The organism is Clostridium sp. KLE 1755 (genome assembly GCF_000466465.2).
Taxonomy (GTDB): domain Bacteria; phylum Bacillota; class Clostridia; order Lachnospirales; family Lachnospiraceae; genus Eisenbergiella; species Eisenbergiella porci.
On sequence record NZ_KE992782.1, the window covers coordinates 30,414 to 49,637 of the forward strand.

General features: G+C 52.0%; 13 protein-coding genes and 1 other annotated feature. Of the genes, 7 read left to right on the forward strand and 6 right to left on the reverse strand.

Annotated elements, in window-relative coordinates:
• Positions 1 to 15 precede the first annotated feature (15 nt).
• Positions 16 to 1,986 (reverse strand): oleate hydratase, encoded by a 1,971-nt coding sequence (locus HMPREF1548_RS27890; RefSeq protein ID WP_021640230.1) that lies wholly within the window; start codon positions 1,984 to 1,986, stop codon positions 16 to 18.
• A 220-nt stretch (positions 1,987 to 2,206) separates the two neighbouring features.
• On the reverse strand, positions 2,207 to 2,830 hold the full coding sequence (locus HMPREF1548_RS27895; protein ID WP_021640232.1) for a TetR/AcrR family transcriptional regulator: 624 nt from the start codon (positions 2,828 to 2,830) through the stop codon (positions 2,207 to 2,209).
• 425 nt (positions 2,831 to 3,255) lie between these two features.
• Between HMPREF1548_RS27895 and HMPREF1548_RS27900 the strand changes: the two genes are divergently transcribed.
• From HMPREF1548_RS27900 to HMPREF1548_RS27910, 3 genes are all read left to right on the forward strand, one after another.
• Complete coding sequence (locus HMPREF1548_RS27900) at positions 3,256 to 4,128, forward strand: methionyl aminopeptidase (RefSeq protein WP_021640234.1); 873 nt, start codon at positions 3,256 to 3,258, stop codon at positions 4,126 to 4,128.
• 221 nt (positions 4,129 to 4,349) lie between these two features.
• Positions 4,350 to 4,802, forward strand: coding sequence for a LytTR family DNA-binding domain-containing protein (locus tag HMPREF1548_RS27905; protein ID WP_021640236.1), 453 nt, complete (start codon positions 4,350 to 4,352; stop codon positions 4,800 to 4,802).
• Positions 4,803 to 4,812: 10 nt separating this feature from the next.
• Positions 4,813 to 5,436 carry a DUF4318 domain-containing protein gene (locus HMPREF1548_RS27910; protein WP_021640237.1) on the forward strand — a complete coding sequence of 208 codons (624 nt, stop codon included), beginning with the start codon at positions 4,813 to 4,815 and terminating at the stop codon, positions 5,434 to 5,436.
• Between the two features lie 93 nt (positions 5,437 to 5,529).
• On the opposite strand, the gene HMPREF1548_RS27915 is transcribed toward HMPREF1548_RS27910, so the two are convergent.
• Positions 5,530 to 7,347, reverse strand: a complete 1,818-nt coding sequence (locus HMPREF1548_RS27915; RefSeq protein ID WP_021640239.1) for a proline--tRNA ligase — start codon at positions 7,345 to 7,347, stop codon at positions 5,530 to 5,532.
• 109 nt (positions 7,348 to 7,456) lie between these two features.
• Positions 7,457 to 7,725 (reverse strand) — a binding site (T-box leader).
• 13 nt (positions 7,726 to 7,738) lie between these two features.
• On the opposite strand from HMPREF1548_RS27915, the gene HMPREF1548_RS27920 reads away from it, so the two are divergent.
• Both HMPREF1548_RS27920 and HMPREF1548_RS27925 read left to right on the forward strand, forming a co-directional pair.
• Positions 7,739 to 8,047 carry a hypothetical protein gene (locus HMPREF1548_RS27920; RefSeq protein WP_021640240.1) on the forward strand — a complete coding sequence of 103 codons (309 nt, stop codon included), beginning with the start codon at positions 7,739 to 7,741 and terminating at the stop codon, positions 8,045 to 8,047.
• Entirely contained in the window at positions 8,044 to 8,625 is a 582-nt protein-coding gene (locus HMPREF1548_RS27925; protein ID WP_021640241.1) for a CDP-alcohol phosphatidyltransferase family protein, read from the forward strand. The genes HMPREF1548_RS27920 and HMPREF1548_RS27925 overlap by 4 nt, the downstream gene beginning before the upstream one ends.
• 43 nt (positions 8,626 to 8,668) lie before the next feature.
• On the opposite strand, the gene HMPREF1548_RS27930 is transcribed toward HMPREF1548_RS27925, so the two are convergent.
• Positions 8,669 to 10,528, reverse strand: coding sequence for a glycoside hydrolase family 2 protein (locus HMPREF1548_RS27930; RefSeq protein ID WP_083493074.1), 1,860 nt, complete (start codon positions 10,526 to 10,528; stop codon positions 8,669 to 8,671).
• A gap of 337 nt (positions 10,529 to 10,865) precedes the next feature.
• On the opposite strand from HMPREF1548_RS27930, the gene HMPREF1548_RS27935 reads away from it, so the two are divergent.
• Entirely contained in the window at positions 10,866 to 12,311 is a 1,446-nt protein-coding gene (locus HMPREF1548_RS27935) for an extracellular solute-binding protein (protein WP_051358505.1), read from the forward strand.
• Positions 12,308 to 16,279, forward strand: coding sequence for an ATP-binding protein (locus HMPREF1548_RS27940; protein ID WP_021640246.1), 3,972 nt, complete (start codon positions 12,308 to 12,310; stop codon positions 16,277 to 16,279). Before HMPREF1548_RS27935 ends, HMPREF1548_RS27940 begins: the two co-directional genes overlap by 4 nt.
• Before the next feature lie 71 nt (positions 16,280 to 16,350).
• Here the strand turns inward: HMPREF1548_RS27940 and HMPREF1548_RS27945 are convergent, their stop codons facing one another.
• Together HMPREF1548_RS27945 and HMPREF1548_RS27950 are read right to left on the reverse strand one after the other, a co-directional pair.
• A complete protein-coding gene (locus tag HMPREF1548_RS27945; protein WP_021640247.1) occupies positions 16,351 to 17,094 on the reverse strand; it encodes a sugar isomerase domain-containing protein in 744 nt (247 codons plus the stop codon).
• Positions 17,084 to 19,096, reverse strand: coding sequence for a BglG family transcription antiterminator (locus HMPREF1548_RS27950; protein WP_021640248.1), 2,013 nt, complete (start codon positions 19,094 to 19,096; stop codon positions 17,084 to 17,086). Before HMPREF1548_RS27950 ends, HMPREF1548_RS27945 begins: the two co-directional genes overlap by 11 nt.
• Positions 19,097 to 19,224: the final 128 nt, after the last annotated feature.

The window sequence follows — 19,224 nt, forward strand, 5'->3', positions numbered from 1 at the left end:
GCGGAGCCATTCCCTTTACATCATTCCTTCTTTAATTACGTTGTGGTCACGCAGCACTTTTTCGATTACCGTCCCCCTGATAACGTGGAGAATGGGTTTCTTCAGTGCGTTGAGCGGCCCGGGAAGTTCGATTTCCAGCGGGGATTTGCCGTCCATAAGCTTGACGGAGCTGTCGAGAAGCTCGCGGATATCATATACGCTGCCCCATACTTCCGGTACGCCTCTGTCTACGCCGAGCAGGCCGTATACGGCTTCCATGGCTGTTCTGACAGAATACTCGGTAGTGAAGATGGTGTCCCTGGGAGTCTCTGCAAACTGGCCAAGGAATGCGAAGTTCACGCAGCCGTCAGGAATAACATCCGGGCGGTCGCCCTTTGCCCTGGGCATGAAAAATGCGGTGATATAGGGCATCATGGTAGGAACGCAAACCGCGCTGTTTTCAGCCAGATCAGGAATCTGCTCTGTGGGAACACCCAGGTGATACAGCCATTCCTCCGTGATTTCCTTACCGGTGCATTCCCTCATGGGCTTTTTCACATAGTCGCCGGGCCTGTCGGTGAACAGGCCGTATACCCATACGCAGACCTTATCCTTATCCTGATCCTTGAACTGGCCCTGACGGTTGATGGTCCAGCTTAACAGCCAGGAGGAATCCTGACAGCTTACGATGCCGCCGGTAACCACATTGCCGGTTCTGGGATCGCGCTTGCAGATATTGGTGATATAGGGGATGATTTTGTCATCCAGCGTGGTGACGGTGGCGGATTCCCAATTGGTTTTGGAGATATCGGAGCAGAATTTCTCCGGGTGGCCGAAGGAAGGATCCTGCTTTGCGATATTTTTCCAGAGGTTCCAGCAGCCGCTGGTGCGGACCTCGGCGTCACCGTTGGGGGCATGGTTCTGGTCGCCGTAAATGGTGCCCTCCGTACAGCTTCCGTTGGTGACGAATACCAGGTCGTTTTCGGAAAGGACGATTCCCTTTTCCACGCCGTTTACCCTGCACTCAAGAAGGGAAGCGATCTTTTTGCCGTCTTTAAAATCAAATACCACATTGGTGACTTCTGTATTGAACTGGAAATCAACGCCTGCTTCCTCCAGATATTTCTGCATGGGCAGAATCAGGGATTCATACTGATTGTATTTGGTAAATTTCAGGGCGCTGAAGTCGGGCAGCCCGGAAATGTGATGGATGAATCTCTGGAAGTACAGCTTCATTTCCAGCGCGCTGTGCCAGTTTTCAAAAGCGAACATGGTTCTCCAGTACAGCCAGAAGTTGGAATTGAACACTTCGTCGTCAAATACGTCCTCGATGGTCTTGTCATAAAGATCCTCATCCTTCGTCATGAAAAGCTTCATGATCTCCATGCAGCCCTTCTGGCTCAGATTAAACCTGCCGTCTGTGTGGGCATCCTTGCCGCGTTCCTTTGTGGCACGGCAGAGAGAGTAGTTGGGGTCATGCTTGTTCAGCCAGTAGAACTCATCCAGCACGGAAGCGCCGGGCTTTTCCAGGGAAGGAATGCTGTGGAACAGATCCCAGAGACATTCGAAATGGTTTTCCATTTCCCTGCCGCCGCGCATAACATAGCCGCGGGACGGATCGAAGATACCGTCGCAGGAGCCGCCGGCAATATCCTGGGCCTCCAGAATGTGAATGTGGGAGCCGGGCATCTGTCCATCGCGTACAAGGAAGCAGGCCGCCGCCAGGGAAGCAAGGCCGCTGCCGACCAGGTATGCATTTTTCTCATCCACGCCCTCCGGCTTTTCCGGTCTTGCAAAGGCTTCATAGTTGCCGTTGCTGTAGTAAATTCCCTTGCTGTTCTTTTCATACTTTCCAAGCTCTGTGTTGCGGTAGCCGTTGTTGGAGGAAGCTTTTTTGGAGTCAACCGCCTTATCCCCCTGTTTTTTCTTTGCTGTTAAATAGGCCGCAGCCCCTACGCCCGCTGCCAGTACGGAGGCAGCCCCGATTGCCTTTGATTTGTTTGACATTTTTATTTCCACCTTTCTTTTATGTTCGTGTTGTTTGTTTATGTGATTATAATAGCCGGAACAAAGTGAAATTACTATTTACAAAAACGGCGCGGTGATAAAAAACTTATCAAACGATCAAATCTGATAAATTTTTTATCACTGCGCCTGTTTTGATAAAATATAGGTAACGGTTCGTAGCAGTTCAGTATTTTAACGGCTATAATGCGGTTGCTTTCGTTTAGGCACGGGGCTTATCCGTGGGCGGGATTACCGGATCCGGTGAAGAAAAACCGGAGGTCCGGATATCCGGGCTGCAGAAATTATTTATGGATACGGAGATGCAGCCGCGGATGGCGGTACAGAGGTAGTTGACGATTTCATGGTAATTTTCCTTCATTCCCTGTTTGATCCAATCCAGCATGATTCCCACAAAACTGTATTTATAGAAATCCGCGATGAAATTTTTATCTGTATCGGAGAGCTGCATACCCTGTGATTTTTCATTGACCACGCCCATGATCAGGTCATGCGTCAGGCGGAACAGATAGCTTTCAATCTGTTCGCGGCTGAGGGAATGGTATACGTTCATAATAAAGGGCTTATTTTCCATGACCGCTTCAAAAACCTGCAGAAGACCCTCCTGCCAGGTATCATAGGTTTTCTTCCCCTGAAGCGCCTGGGCGGCGTCTTCGTAGCAGATCCATTCCACCAGATCATAAATATCCTTAAAATGATAATAAAAGGTCATCCGGCTGATTCCGCAGTCCTCGGTCAGGTCGCGGATGGTGATTTTGTCCAGCGGCTTCTTTAAAAGAAGCTTTTTCAGGGATGCTTCCAGGGCGGTTTTGGTTATATTATGCATGGGGATACCTCGCTTTTCACTGGCCCGGTTCCTCCGCCTGGAGCAATTTTCAAATACACGCTGGGGGATTGCGGACCTTCAATACTAAAAAGAATAACGGAATTAAGGAGAAGTGTCAATATGGAACCGGAAATCCGGCAGGCAGGATATCTGCTTTGACGTTTGGCCTGACAGGGATTATAATGTTACTGTTCACTCAGTACTGTGCATTTACTGCACAGTACGTAAGAAAGTGATTCAAGAGTGCATAAATCCCATCGCCGCAGGCGATTTTTAATGGATTTATGCAGTTACTGGTCACGGAGTGAACAGTAACATTATAATAGGTATACGTAGCAAAGGAAGTTGCAGGCCGGAAAGGCCAGCCGTGTAAATCACCGGGGAAGCCGGCAGTTATGGTTTAACGGCGGAATGTGAGGCAGATAATGGAAAAGATAGGAAGAAATGAGCCCTGCTGGTGCGGCAGCGGACGGAAATACAAACAGTGCCACGAGGCGTTTGATGAAAAGATAAAGCATTTTGAGCTGCAGGGACATATGGTTCCCGAGCGATGCATGATAAAGAATCCGGAGCAGCTTGCGGGCATCCGGGAGAGCGGGCTTGTGAACATTGCAGTGCTTGATTATGTGGCGGAGAATATCAGGGAAGGCATGACCACGGAGGAAATTGACCGTCTGGTGGAGAGCAAAACAAGGCAGCTGGGCGGCATCCCGGCGCCTTTGGGCTATGAAGGATATCCTAAAAGCGTATGTACCTCTGTGAATCATGAGGTCTGCCACGGTATTCCCAGCGAGGCTGTGGTTTTAAAAAGTGGGGATATTGTGAATGTGGATGTCTCCACTATTTGTAAGGGATATTACAGTGATTCCTCACGTATGTTCCGGATCGGCAGGGTGGATGAGGAAAAGAGCCGCCTGGTCCGTGTGGCGAAGGAATGTATGGAGAAGGGGATCGCGGCTGTGAAGCCGTGGACATTCCTGGGGGATATGTCGGATGCGGTCAACGCCCATGCCAGGGAAAACGGCTGCAGCATCGTGATCGACATGGGCGGCCACGGCGTAGGACTTGAGTTCCATGAGGATCCTTTTGTCAGCTATGTGGCTCCGAAGGGGACGGAGATGCTTATGGTGCCGGGGATGGTTTTCACCATTGAGCCCATGGTAAATCTGGGAAAGCCGGACATTTACCTGGATGATGAAAATGGCTGGACTATTTATACGGAGGATGGAAAGCCGTCGGCGCAGTGGGAGGTTACTGTGGCCGTTACGGAGGATGGCTGTGAAATATTGGCATATTAACTGTCTGCGGCGGCAGGCTGCCGGGCTCCGGGGTATTCGGTTTGGAATATCCCGGAGCTTTTTTTGGAAGGAAACGGAATACCGTGCGGGAAACAGGATGCCTTGCTGCCGGATACCGGTCCGGAAATGCCACTTACCGTAAAGGTATGGATTTTGAGAGGGGATTTGAGGTATTCTTATATCAGAAAAGAAAAGCAGATGTAAGAAGGGAGTGAGCGGCCGTGAAAGTCAGGATTGAACGCATCGGGGCAGGGCAGAAGGAAGAAGCGCTTCTGCGGCTGGCAAAGGAGGACGGTTCCACGGAAAAGCTGCGGACGTACATTGAGACGGACAGCTGGAAGAAGGTATCCATTCTCTGCAAAAAGGAGGAGGAGCTTCACCGGATTGACAGCGATACAGTTTTTTATGTGGAATCCGTCCGTGAAATACAGTCCATCCATACGGCGGATGAGGTGTATGAAACAAGAGAAAGGCTTTATGTGCTGGAAAAACTGCTTCCGGCTTCCTTTATACGGATATCCAGATCCGTCATACTGAATCTGGATAAGGTGAGGCTGTACAGGCCTATCCTCAATGGGCTGATGGAGGCCGGGCTGGAAAACGGAGAGTCTGTATATATATCCAGAAAGTATCTGAAAGAGGTACGGGACAGGATACTGGAGGAAGCGAAATGAGGTGTGGAAAATGACCGGGAATAATAAGATAAATGGGGAAGTACGGTTGGAAATATTAAAAAGAGGGGGCCTCATTGGGGGGCTCCTCTGGGCCGGCGCAGTGCTTTATGTGAGCCTGCGGTACCGGACGCTGGGGCCGGCGGTGCTGCCGTGGATGGTTCCCATGCTGGCAGTGGATATTCTGGCCGGTGTGTTTCTTTTGTGGTTAGGCCTGCGGAAACAGGTGATAGGCGGTATGTCGGCATTATGGACGGCTTTTATCGCACTTTTTCTGATGGTAATAGTCGGACGAATTCTGCCGGAATGGGTCAGGCAGATAATCGGGCTGGATTTTGGAATCCTGCTTGTGCTTTGCGGAGGAAATTATTATTATCTTTCGAGGATGGCAAAAAAGATGAATCAGGGAAGAAGCGGTTATACGCTCCGGATAGATTTAAAGGAAAAACCATCCTCGAAGGAGGATTTCCTGAGACAGTTTGAGGCTTACTGTGTCAAAGAAAATATTGATCTTGTATATGAGGTCAAGGATGTGCCGGCGGTGGTTCTTATGAACGGTGTCCGGTGTGAGGTAAGCCTGGACAGTACGCCCGGCTTTGGCGGGGCGGATTATGTGATGAAGGTTACAGAAAGGTAATGCCCCCTTCTGTTTCCCCGGCCCGCCATGCAGCTACAGGAGGCTGCATGGCGGGTCTTATTTTAGGTTTTAATAAGATTGTTGTGCAGACAGTTACTCAGGCTGCAGCGCGGCAGTGAGGGCGGATATTTTTTCCCTGACCCGCAGGACAATTTCATTGGCGGGGATTTTGCAGGTGTCGGCCTTGTTTCCGCGAAGAGTCATTTCCACGCAGCCTTCCTTCCTGTTTCTTGGGCTGGCAATCAGACGGATGGGGATGCCAAGCAGATCCGCATCGGAGAACATGACGCCGGCGCTTACGTTCCTGTCATCATAGAGAACCTCCACGCCTGCACGCTGCAGCTCATCATACAGGGCGTCAGCCATGGCATGTACTTCGGCATTGTCACTGCGCATACAGCACAGATGAACCTGCCAGGGAGCGATGGTGATGGGCCATATGGGGCCGTATTCATCGTGATGCGCTTCGCAGACGGAAGCCGCCAGGCGTCCGATGCCGATGCCGTAGCAGCCCATCAGGGGATAGTGGGCGGCGCCGTCGGCATCCACGTACTGCATGTGCATGGCCTTGCTGTATTTGGTTCCCAGCTGGAAGATATTCCCCACCTCAATGCCGCGGGATATGGTCAGGGAGTGCCTGCCGCATACCGGACAGATGCCGCCCTCCTGCGTCTTTGCAAAATCTTCATACGACGCATCCGGGCAGTCCCGTTCCATGCACAGGCCGGTATAATGAAAGTCAGCGCGGTTGGCGCCGCAGACCAGGCCGGTTGCGCCTTTCAGGGAACGGTCAAACAGAATGGTGAGCTCCGTATTTTCACCGCTGCTTTTCCGCAATCCGGCATACAGGGCGGCGGGACCGATAAAGCCTGCCTGCAGGCCGGAGCCTTCCGTGATTTCCCCGGGATGGACCTCTTCTCCCAGCCGGTTGGTGAGTTTGGTTTCATTTACGTCCAAATCACCGCGGATAAAAAGGACGACGTAGGAATCATCCCGGTTCCGCTGGTAGACAACAGCCTTGCAGCATTGGGCGGCTGTGATTCCCAGAAAAGCGCAGAGCTCATCAATGGTATGGACGCCGGGGGTGGAAACCTCAGTCAATGCCGGGAGCGGCAGGGAGGAGGCGGCACATTCCGTATGCCCGTCCGTCCGGCCTTCAGATGCACAGATTCCCTCCGACGGCGCTTCTGTGATGCATTCCGCCGCTTCCATATTGGCGCGGTAGCCGCAGGAAGGGCACAGGACGATGGAATCCTCTCCGGCGGAAGTAAGGAGCATGAATTCATGGGACAGATTTCCGCCCATCATGCCGGAGTCCGATGCCACGGAGATCACCTCCGGTATGCCCGCTCTGGCAAAAATGCGTTCATAGGCGCTGTGGCAGCGCCGGTAGCAGGCTTCCAGGTCCTCCTGGGAGGTGTGGAAGGAGTAGGCATCCTTCATAGTGAATTCCCGGACGCGGATCAGTCCGGCCCTGGGCCGCGCTTCATCCCGGAATTTGGTCTGGATCTGGTAAAAAAGGAAGGGATATCGGCTGTAGGTGGCCCCATATTCCCTTACCAGCGCAACGGCGGCCTCCTCATGGGTCATGCCAAGCACCATGGGGGAACCGTTCCTGTCCGTAAAACGCAGCAGCTCGCTGCCTACGGAGTCGTAACGCCCCGATTCCTGCCAGTAGGAGGCGGGCAGCACTACGGGAAACTGCACCTCCTGGCCGCCTGCGGCATCCATTTCCTCCCTGATGATCTGTTCGATTTTCCGGGTGATGCGGCACAGGGGCGGCAGGGATGAATAGATGCCGTTCGCCACGTATTTCATATAGCCGCCGCGCAGCATGAGGGCGTGGCTTTCCACAACACAGTCGGAGGGCGTTTCCCGGAACCGGTCGCCGATTAGATTTGCAAGCTTCATAAAATAACCTCCTGTCCTTAGGGCGTGTTTATATAATGCCCTGGTGGCGGCAGGAGGGGACAGGGAATAAAAAAAGCCCCGAGCCGTCCCGCCGCATGATAAGGGAATGGCTTAGGGCGAACCTTCAGGGTCCGTGGTACCACCTAAATTCGGAAAAAATCCGCGCTCACGGTACAGGGCATAGCCCAATACCTTTCTCTGTTACGGGAGAACCCGGCGGGGCTTACTCACGTCTTCAGCTGCCGGATAAATACGGCAGGAAAACGGTTCGGCCTGCGGCTCAAAGAGGGGTTCGGCATTTTTTCAGGAAAGACTCACACCAGCCGTCTTCTCTCTGGACCATCCGAAATGCGTACTGTTTCTTTTCTCAGCCTTTGAGGAATGTAAAATTTTGTTAAGAATAGCACGGGCCGGAATATCTGTCAAGTACGGATTTATTGACAGTACGGATTTATTTTACTGTGCGGCTTTATTTTACCTGTTATGGATTTATTTTGCCGGAGGATTGCGCAGACAGGGGACGGAAGTTATAATGGAAGGGAACCTGGCAGTATCCATGAGGGAAACGGGCGGTTACGGTGGAAGAAGCCGTATTGGTGCAGTTACGGCAAAAGAAGCTTCACAGGGACGGTCCCTTTCGGAAGGGGAAGCATTCCGGCGCTGCGGCGGCGCGCCGGGAAAGGACATCATACAACAATGAATAAACAAAAGATGACAGCAAAAGAAATTTTTTCCATACCCAATCTGATGGGATATTTCAGGATACTTCTGATTCCGGTATTTTCCTGGATATATATCCATGCGGATGGTGTGTCGGATTATTATATGGCGGCGGTGTTGGTGGGAATTTCCGGGCTGACCGATATGTTTGACGGCAAGGTTGCCAGGAAATTCAATATGATTACGGAGCTTGGGAAGTTTATAGACCCACTGGCGGACAAGCTGACGCAGGGAGCGCTGGTGCTCTGCTTTGCCGTCCGTTACCCGCTGATGCGGGCGGTTCTGGCGCTTTTTATCCTCAAAGAGGGTTTTATGGGAATCATGGGGCTGCTGCTTCTCCCCAGAGGGAAGAAGCTGGATGGCGCCATGTGGTTCGGCAAGGTGTGCACCGCGGTCCTTTACGTTCTGCTGTTTATTCTTCTGCTGTTCCCTGGAATCAGCCTGACAGCCGCAAATCTTCTGATATCTGCATGCGGCGCCTTCATGCTGTTCAGCCTTATCATGTACATCCCTGTTTTTCGGAAAATGTGGAAGGAAAGCGAGCCTTCCGGAAAATAAACAGCCTGCCGGGTGCAGGAATAAAGATATCCGCAGGAGCTGATCAGTGCCGGTTTACGGCATCCTTCAGCTCCTGATTCAGTTTGCGGACCGTTTCGCCGTCCGGCTTTAGGATTTCACGGTCATAGGTATACAGGCCGTTTACCTCTTCCTCCACGTCGGACAGCTGGGTATAGATGGTAGCGGAAATGCCTTGCTTTACCGCGGGGAGGATGGTGGAGGACAGAAGGCGGCGATAGCCTTCCGTAAGGGTCTGGCGGCTGTCATATTTACCGTAGCCGTAGAGCTTTTCGCTGTAGCTGTGTCCCGGGACCTGCCAGGAATAGCCGCCGAATTCGGTAAGAGCCAGGGCGCGGACAGGCTCCGGGCGGAATTTCAGGGTAAAGAAATAATAGTGCAGGCTGCACAGGTCGCCGCCCTTCTGGTCAAACCAGCCGCTGGCATGGTCTATCAGCCTTGTGGAATCCAGGCTGCGGACAAAATCCGCGATCTTCAGGGCGTCGAACTGCCCCCACCCCTCATTGAAGGGAACCCAGCATACTATGGAGGGATGGACCCGGAGGGCTTCTATCGTTTCCTTTGTTTCACGTAGGAATTGCTTTCTCCCCTTCGCATCCCTGCGCGAAAGAAGGAAGCGGCTGTGCCTTCCGTCCTTTATGGTAATGTGCATGGCATTGAAAAGGGTGGCCAGGTATGTGACGAACCAGTGGCGATAGGAGCTGCCGCCGCATACCATATCCTGCCATACCAGCATTCCCAGCCTGTCGCAGTGATAGTACCAGCGCTGAGGCTCTATTTTGATATGCTTTCGGAGCATATTGAAGCCAAGATCCTTCATGGCCCTGATGTCATAAATAAATGCTTCGTCGCAGGGGGCGGTGTACAGGCCGTCAGGCCAGTAGCCCTGATCCAGGACGCCGGTCTGCATATAGGGGCTGTTATTCAGGAAAATACGGCGCAGGCCGTCGCTGCCGGTCTGGATATCGCATTTGCGCATGGCAAAATAACATTCCACCCTGTCGTCCTCCATTTCCAGGGTTGCATGGTAAAGGAAGGGATCCTCCGGGGTCCAGGCATGGAAACCAGGCAGGGGCAGGACTGCCTCCCGGTCCGGGGAAAAGGTATGGACGCACACTGCGCCGGAGGACTGTTTGCCGGCTGCGGGACGCGCCGGATCGTCCCGGTATTGTCTGTCCTCCTCCGTTTCCGGCCGGACCGTACAGCGGATTGGCCCTCCCTTTCTGCGGCCGCCGGCAGTAATCCTTACGCGGCAGCAGGAACCGTCATAATCCGGCGTAAAATGGACCGCCGAAATATAGGGATCGGGGACAAGCTCAAGCCATACGGTCTGCCAGATGCCGCTCTGGGCAGTATAAAACATACCTCCCTTATTAAGCTTCTGCTTTCCTCTGCTGTAACAGGAGGTATCACTGTAATCCCGCACGCGCACCAGAAGCTCGTTGGAGGCTTCTTCGGCAATATCCGTTATATCCAGTGTGAAGGGAAGGTATCCGCCCGTGTGCTCCCCCGCTGGTTTCCCATTAACAAATACGGCGCATTCCTGATCCACAGCGCCGAAATGGAGCAGTACCATTTGATCCTTCTGTTGTTTGCGGAGGGTAAAGCTGCGGCGGTACCACAGGAATTCATCCGGTGAAAGCCTCCGTCCCACACCGGACAGCGGAGCTTCCGGGGAAAAGGGAACGGGAAGCTGTCCCTCAAACCGGGCGGGAATGTTGGGGGAAGGGGTAAAACAGTAATCCCACATCCCGTTCAGATTAATATAAGATGCCCGTACTATAGCGGGACGGGGATATTCCTTCCATGTATCGGCAGGATTTATGCTGCGGCTCCACCGGGTTCTGCACAGACCCGGAACGCCGTTATCCTTCTTTTTACTCATTATTTTCGACCTTTCTGCCTGACAGGCGTGTAATCAATAGCCTTAAGCATCCGGGCAGTGCGCAAGGCTGCTGCCGGGACGGCTATGGTATAGCGTAACCATTCAGTTGTCCGGACGGTTATAGTATAGCATTTTTTCATCCGGAAAAATAGCGGGGAAAGGGTGCAAAGTATACAGGAATCATGTATAATAAAACGATACAGGTATTTATTACATTTTATGGGGAGGAAAAGGCGCTATGAATATATTCGGAAGGGAAAGTCTGAAAGCTCCATTCAAATTACCGGCTAATATTGTTTCAAAGGCAGGCCTGCGGCATGCAGGAGGAATAAAGAGGATGCTGCCGGTAATGCTTTGTCTGGCGGCGGCAGGGATGGCCCTGCTGGCCGGATGCGGGAAGGCGAATGGAAAGCTGGATCCGGATAACCCGGTTACGGTTACGGCATGGCATTATTATAACGGCGCGCAGCAGACCGCTTTTGATGCGCTGGTGAAGGAATTCAACGATACGGTAGGACTGGAAAAGGGCATTTTTGTGAAAAGCGCCAGCAAGGGCGACGTGAACCAGCTGGAAGAGGTGGTGATGTCCGCGCTGAAGAAGGAAGTGGGCAGTGAGGAAGCGCCGGATATGTTCTCCTGTTACGCGGATACAGCCTATGAAATCCAGCAGATGGGCTATCTGGCCGATATTTCTCCCTATATTAGTAAGGAGGAGCTGAGTGAATACGTGGACTCCTATGTGGAAGAGGGCAGGATTGGGGAAGCCGGCCAGCTGTTTATTTTTCCTACGGCCAAATCCAGCGAAATCTTCATGCTGGATAAAACGGACTGGGATAAATTCTCACAGGCCGCCGGCGTGGAGCTGTCCTCCCTTTCGACCATGGAAGGGCTGGCGGAAACGGCAGGGAAATATTATGACTGGACGGACAGCCTGACACCGGACATACCCAATGACGGCAAGGCTTTTTACGGCAGGGACGCGATGGCGAATCTGTTTATTATCGGTTCCATGCAGCTGGGGACTGAGATTTTCAAGGTGGAAAACCAGCAGGTGACGCTTCAGGTGGATAAAGCTGTGATGAAGCGTATCTGGGATACCTGGTACATACCCTATGTGAAGGGATACTTCAGCGCTTACGGCAGGTTCCGTTCCGATGATGTGAAAATAGGCGAGCTGATTTCCTATACGGGTTCCACTACCTCCGCCATGTATTTCCCGGATGCGGTGGAGCTGGAGGATGAAACCTACCCCATAGAATACATAATCCTTCCGGCGCCCGTATTCGAAGGCGGTGAGAATTATGCGGTGCAGCAGGGCGCGGGCATGGTAGTGACCAAAACGGATGAGAAGAAGGAATATGCCTGTACTGAATTCCTGAAGTGGTTTACCCAGGCGGAGAACAACATTGAATTCGGCTGTTCCTCCGGCTATCTTCCGGTAAAAAAAGCGGCCAATGATAAGGCTGAGCTGGATAAAATTATTGAAGAACGCGGACTTGAGGTACCGGAGAAGACATATGATACGCTTGTGGCTGCTTTTGATACGGTTAAGAGCAGCACCATGTATACCAACAAGGCCTTCCAGGGCGGCACAGCGGCGAGAAAGGTTCTGGAATATAACCTTTCCGACAAAGCCGTTGCTGACCGGGCTGTTGTGGAGGAGAAGCTGGCAGCGGGGGCTGATCCTGACGAGGCAGTATCGGAGTTTATCTCTGATGAGGCTTTTGAAGAATGGTTTGCAGGTTTGCAGAGTAAGCTGCAGGAAGCAGTAGAAAGTAAATGAGAATGAAAAAAAGAACGATTTTCAGCTTGTTTGTGGTACCGCTGATACTGGTTATGATGGTTCAGGCCATGATATCCTATGGAACTTTCTTTTTCAGCGGCACACCCTTTCTTTTAAAAGAATATTCTGTGGGTATTCTGAACCAGACAGTGGAAAACCGGAAAATCCTTCTGGAAAACGATATGGTACAGCGTTGGTCGGAGATGAAGGAGGAGGAAGCTAAGGCGAAGAATGCGCTGGAGCAGCAGCTTACGACAAGAAGAATAACGGTGCATGATTTCCTGAATAATGAAGAGGCCCAGAAGGATTTCCTGGAAAATATGCTGGACACCATGCTTTATATGATGAGAAAAAATACGGTTACCGGATCCTTTCTCATTCTGGCAAACGACAGCGTGGGTACGCAGGAAAGTACCTGCGACGGCATTTATTTCAGGGATTCCGATCCTACGGGAAATCCGGCTGATTATGCGGATGTCCTGCTGGAAAGAGGGGCAAGCAGCTTTTCCCATGCAAAGGGTATTCCCCTGGATACGCTTTGGACCACCAGCTTCCATCTGGGTAAAAGCGGGGAATTGAGCTGTGACGATTTTTTCTTCAAGCCTTATGAAGCGGCAAAGCTGTACCCTGATACGGATTACAGGAATCTGGCCTACTGGAGCAGGCCCTTTACCCTGGAGGGAAATACGAAAAGCGACAGCTATCATATGATTGCCTATTCGATTCCTTTGGTGTACCAGGGAACGGTTTACGGTGTGATGGGGGTGGAAATTTCTGAGAATTATCTGGCGGAAATGCTTCCCGTAAGAGAGCTGAACAGCCAGAACCAGGGCAGCTATATGCTGGCCGGGCTGGCGGAGGACGGAAGCCTGGATCCTATGGTGGTGACCGGGGCGGCGGTTTTGACAATGGAAAGGCTTGAGACGGAAACAACCAGATATAATTCCCTGTACCGTCTTTCCGTACGTGGAAAGGAGGCCTATGCGGGTGTCAGCAGGCTTCATCTTTACAACACCAATACGCCGTTTTCAGACGAGGTCTGGGTGGTGGCAGGCGTGGAGGGAGAGCGGGAGCTGTTCGGAATTGGGAATAAGATTGTATGGAATCTTTTGATTGCGATACTGGTGGGTCTTGTGTTCGGCATGGTCAGTATCTATATAATGGTTTCCCATCTTACAAAGCCTATCAGAGGACTGGTGAAGTGTATCAGAAACAGCGGCGGGAAACGGCTTACCGGCTACCAGATGAGCGATATTGCGGAGGTTGATGAGCTGTTTGATGTGGTTCAGGAGCTGATGGTAAGGCAGCAGGAAGCGGAATACAGCCTGATGGAGGAAAAGGAACGTTACCGGATCGCGCTGCAGAGCAGTACGGATATCCTGTATTCCTATGATGTGCGCGGCGATTGTATGAATGTATACAATGTAGGCGACAAAGAAGGAATGGAGGGTGTAACGGAATGCCATTATGATTCGGATGCGTTGGAACAGCTGAAAACATGCTGCCTTCATGAGGACGACCGGGAAATGGTAAGGGAGGCGCTGCGGGAAAGCGAAAATGAGATCGATCTGGTATTTGAAGCTAGGATGAGTGAAGAGGCGACGGATTATTCCTGGATGGAAATGACCGGAAAGGTTATCTGTGACGCCAATGGAGAACGTTCCAAAATCATCGGCAGCATAAAAAATATCCATGAAAAGAAGATACAGGAGCTGATGGAGCTGGATACGGTCAGGAGAGATCCGGTTACCGGACTCTACCGCCGCAGCGTAGGCGAAAAGATGATTTCGGCCCAGTGGGAGGAGAATACCGCAGGCTGTCTGCTTCTGCTTGATATGGACAGATTCCGTGAGCTTGATGAAAGATACGGCATTGTATTCGGGGATGCCATCCTGGAACAGATTGGAAGCTCCATATTAAAAATAAAGGAAACATTTACGGAAGACGGCAGAATCAGGATGATGGCGGTCCGTGAGGGCGGCGACGAGATACTCATCTGGATGGAGGGCGCAAGAAAGGCTGAAGCGGCTGATTTCCTGCAGGCTTTGCGGGAGAGGATTGCCGGTATTTATCCGGATGCGGGATTCTGTCTCCAGATATCCTCCGGCGGGGCGGTACGCAGGAAAAAGGAAGAGCTGTCAGCACTTATGGACAGGGCCGCCTGGGCGCTGGCCTATGCGAAAAACAGCCGCAGCGGTGTATCGGTATTCTATGAGGATCTGTCCGGGGAACAGCTTGAAAGTCTCTGCAGGAAGCCTGAGATTGATGAAATAGTCAGTGTTTCCTATCAGAGGGGGATTCCCATGGTTCCTCTTGTCTTTAACTTTTTTGACAAAAGCAGCGATGTGAGAGGAATTCTGTCCGTCCTGCTGGTGAAGCTGGGAACCCATTACGGTCTTTCTGATATTTTGATATCTGAGGCGGACGCGCAGTTCTATACGGTACATATGGCCTATCAGTGGCACAGCAGGCCGGAATACAGGATAGGCGGCGGGGCAAAGTATTTTACAGAGGAGGAATATGAGGAGTATGCCGCAAGCCTGAACGGTGGCTTCCGTATTTTTGCAGGAAGCGCGGAACGTAAGAAGGAGAATGATTTCTTTGTAATCCCTCCCCGCACAAGCTGCCTGACAGTACCGTTGTATGACAGCGGTAAATATACGGGCTGTATCACCTATGCGGCGGATGCGGAACAGCTGAACCTGCGCGAGGCGGAAAGGGGAGAGCTTCTGGAAATAGCCAAAATCATCGAGAGCAATATCAACCGTGAGCGGTATGATCTGGCAAGTCGGGCGAAGAGCGATTTCCTTTCCCGGATGTCTCATGAAATCCGTACTCCCATGAATGCGATTATCGGCATGACAGGGATTGCCATACAGGAAAAGCAGGATTCGCAGAAAGTGGAGGACTGCCTGCACAAGATTGACAGCTCTTCCCAGTATCTGCTCAGCCTGATTAATGACATTTTGGATATGTCCAAGATAGAAAGCGGAAAGATGAAGCTGGAAAATGGTATTTTCAGCATGAAGCAGCTGCTGGAGGGCGTATATAATCTGATCGAACCGCAGACCATGGAAAAAAATATTGAATTTACCCGGGAATTTGTGATTTCAGAGGAATGGGTGACGGGCGACAGCCTGCACCTGAACCAGGTGCTGATTAACCTTCTGGGAAATGCGGTGAAATTTACGCCCCGGGGAGGGCATATCAGGCTGAAGGCCGTGCAGAAGCCGGCAGGGGAAGGAATGGTAAAAACCACTTTTTCCGTGAGGGATGACGGAATTGGCGTGAGCAGTGAAAACAGACAGCGGATTTTCCGTTCCTTTGAGCAGGCCAGCGACGATACCTCCCGGAAATATGGAGGAACCGGGCTGGGGCTTGCCATCAGCGACCGTCTGGTGCGGATGATGGGCGGCCACATAGCATTGGAAAGCGAGGAAAACAAAGGAAGCGACTTTTCCTTTACCCTGCTTCAGACAGTCGGCAGGAGGCCAGCGGAGGAAGACGATAAGCTTACCGAGGGGGCGCTGGCAGGGTTAGAGGGAGCCAGAATCCTTCTTGTGGAGGATAATGAGCTGAATCTGGAAATCGCAAGGACGATCCTGGAAATGCAGAAATGTCAGGTAGAGACAGCGTTGAACGGACAGGAGGGCGTAGATCGTTTCTGTGAGAGCAGCGAGGGATATTATGATTTGATCCTCATGGATATCCGAATGCCTGTAATGGACGGTCTGGAGGCGGCGAAGCTGATAAGGGCATCCGGAAGAACGGATGCCAGGACGGTTCCCATTGTGGCGATGAGCGCCAATGCCTTTGAGGAGGATGTGAAGAAATCCCTGGAAAGCGGGATGAACGCCCATCTGGCGAAGCCTTTTCAGATGGAAGACCTTATCCGGACGATGCGGCGGATTATAGGGAGAGAAAACAGGGTTGGAAAGAACGGGCCCGGAGAAACAGAGGCGGAGTAATCGGGCATGTGGCCATAAAAATCCGGCGGAAGGTGAAGAACCTCCGCCGGATTTTTGTGCGCCCGTTACGGTTACATATAATGAATCTGATCCTTATACTTTTCAAACAGAACATTATTGAATTCTTCTCCGCCGTCCACGTTGGCGCTGTGGAAAATCGGCGGCTCAATGCCCATTTCCTGCAGGTGCTCCACGGTGCGGATCACGATCATATTGACGATGGTGCAGCCTACCGCGCTGGAGGTGGGGCCGATTTTCTGGTTCATGCCGGGCAGCAGCATGCTGGAGTCTTCAAAATCACCGCAGTTGTCAATAACAATGTCGCAGACCTCGTACAGCTTTTTACCGCTTTTATGGCGGCTGCTCACCTGGCTTGTATATTCCATATTGGTGATTGCAATGGTGGTTACCCCCATTTTCCGGGCCTCTATTGCCATTTCGATGGCGGCCGTGTTCCGTCCGGAAACGGAATGGAGCAGAAGCACATCGCCTTCATGAATGGGGGTATGCTTCAGGATGGCAGTTGGGTAGCCGTCCAACTTTTCCATGGTGCTTGTCTGGGTAACGGGCCGGGTGTTAAGCATGAATTCCGAAGGCAGGATTGCGTTGAGGACCGCCAGCCCGCCGGTACGGTAGAACAGCTCCTGGGCCAGGATGCCGGCGTGGGATGCGCCGAAGGCAAAGACGGAATGGCCGCCGGCAATGGCCTCCGCCATCTTCCCTGCGCAGGCATCCATGGATTCCCACTGGGTATTTTTTACCCGTTCCAGAATCTCTTCCACATGTGTAAGATAGTCAAAGCTTTTACTGTTCATATGATTCCTCCCTTTCTTTTTCAAGAAGATATGCAAGCAGCTCCTTTCTGTCCCGGATGCCGTCCATTTCCCGGAGGATGCGGGGATTGCTCAGCAGATCCATCAGCCGCAGGACGTACTGGATTCTTTCGTCCTTTTCCTGGATGGCAAGGCAGATGCACCAGCTGACCGGATCGTGCAGGCGGTGGCCAAAGGGAACCGGTTTTTTCAGCCGGATCAGGGACAGGCCGAAGAAATGCACGCCGTCCCCGGGGCCTGCATGAGCCAGCGCCACGCCGGGGCAGTAAACAAAATAGGAACCGTTGGTTTCAAAGGACTGTATCATGGCATCGATATAACTGGTATCGATGCTGCCGCTCATCAGGAGCGGGCCGGCGGCTCTCTGTATTACCGACTTCCAGTCGCCGCAGGGCGTATCCAGCAGGATGTTTTCCTCCCGGAGCACGGAACGGATGCCGGGCATGCTTTCACGGGGCCGGGGCTGTACGTTCATTCTTTTTTTATCCTTTTTAATATCCATGAAAAGCTTCTGCAGCCGCAGGATGTCCTCGTCCTCCAGCATGGGGGAAACCTTGACCCACAGCTCCTCCGGCTCCGACAGCGTGATGGTGGATATTATCAGATCAAAATCGTAGTTTTTCATGATATCCGGCAGCTTGTGGTTGGAGGTAACCGCCATGATTCTGATATTGAAATTGGTGCTCAGCCGCTCTGCAAGAAAATTGGCTGTGCCGATGCCCGTGTGGCATACCACGATCACCTTGGGCAGGATGTCATTTTTAAAATGCCGTTCCACGGCTACTACAAGGTAGATGAGGATTACCGCGATGTCGTCCCTGGTGTAGGTATAACCGGTGGTGGCCTCCAGCGTGGGAAGATGATGGCAGATCAGCTGAAAATATTCCGGATATTCCGAAATCATCTGCTCCGTATAATCATTTTCCAGGGGAACGCCCTCGGCATGCGCCTTGTCAATATCGCGCAGATGGCTTTCCAGCTGGTTGACGATTTTATTGTCCTCATACAGCGGGATATCCATTTCACCGCTTATTTTCATAAGGAAGCTGGTCAGCGCCATGTGCAGCTTTACGTCCTGGGCGTTTTCTATGGGCGCCCGGCTGTAAAAACGGCAATAATACAGCTTGGAGGCCAGATACTGGATCTCAGCCTCGCTCACGGCCAGGTGATAACGACGGCCCAGCACCTCCAGGATATTCCCGGCAAGCTCGTAAACAAGAAGATTCTGAAAGGTTTTTTCCTCCAGCGTGCTTTCCCTGATGCAGGCGCCTCTTTCCAGACGGACGGTAATGATGGAGAGCATGAGCAGCAGCTCTTCGAAACACGCATCGGATACATCCAGCTCATACTGCTGCTCCACATCCAGAAGGAGCTGTTTGAGGAACGGAAAATAGTTTTCCAGATCCCACTCATCATATAGGAAGCGTTCATATATATTCACTTCCCTGTGCAGGGAAAAAACCGCGCCCATGGCCGACTGGATTATCCGCATGATCATGTCCCTGCGCTGCCGTTCCGTGGGCCGGAGCAGATAACCTCTGTTCATGGCCGGATCGAAGCTGATGTTGTAGCGGGACAGAAAAACCTTCACCTGCTCCATATCTTTTAAGATGGTGGTGCGGCTGACATTGAATTTTTCCGACAGCTCAAAAATATTGCAGAAATCATCACTGATAAGCAAAGTCAGCAGGATGATATGGCTGCGTTCCTCCGGAGAGAGCCGGTACAGGTAAAAATCATTATCCACAGCGGCCTGCAGCAGGAGGCTGCTTTCCTCGGCTCCTCCGGTAAATGCAATTCCCCCTTCGGAAACCGACAGAACGGGCTGCAGGTTCTGATCCTCCAGAAATTCTAGGATGGATTGGACATAATTACGGATCGAGCGGGTACTGACATGAAAACGCGCCGCCAGCTCTTCATAATGAAAATACTGGCCGGGCGAATTAAGAAGTATGGTAAGCAGCTTGCTTGTCTGCCTGTTCATGCATTATCCCCCTTTCCGTATTGTATGCCTGTACACCTGAAATTTATGTATTCCCCTGCCTCTTCTCACAGTCTGCCGCGCTGTCTGTTTTACGGCTCCGCCTTTCGGCCGGGCCAGGGAGTATATAA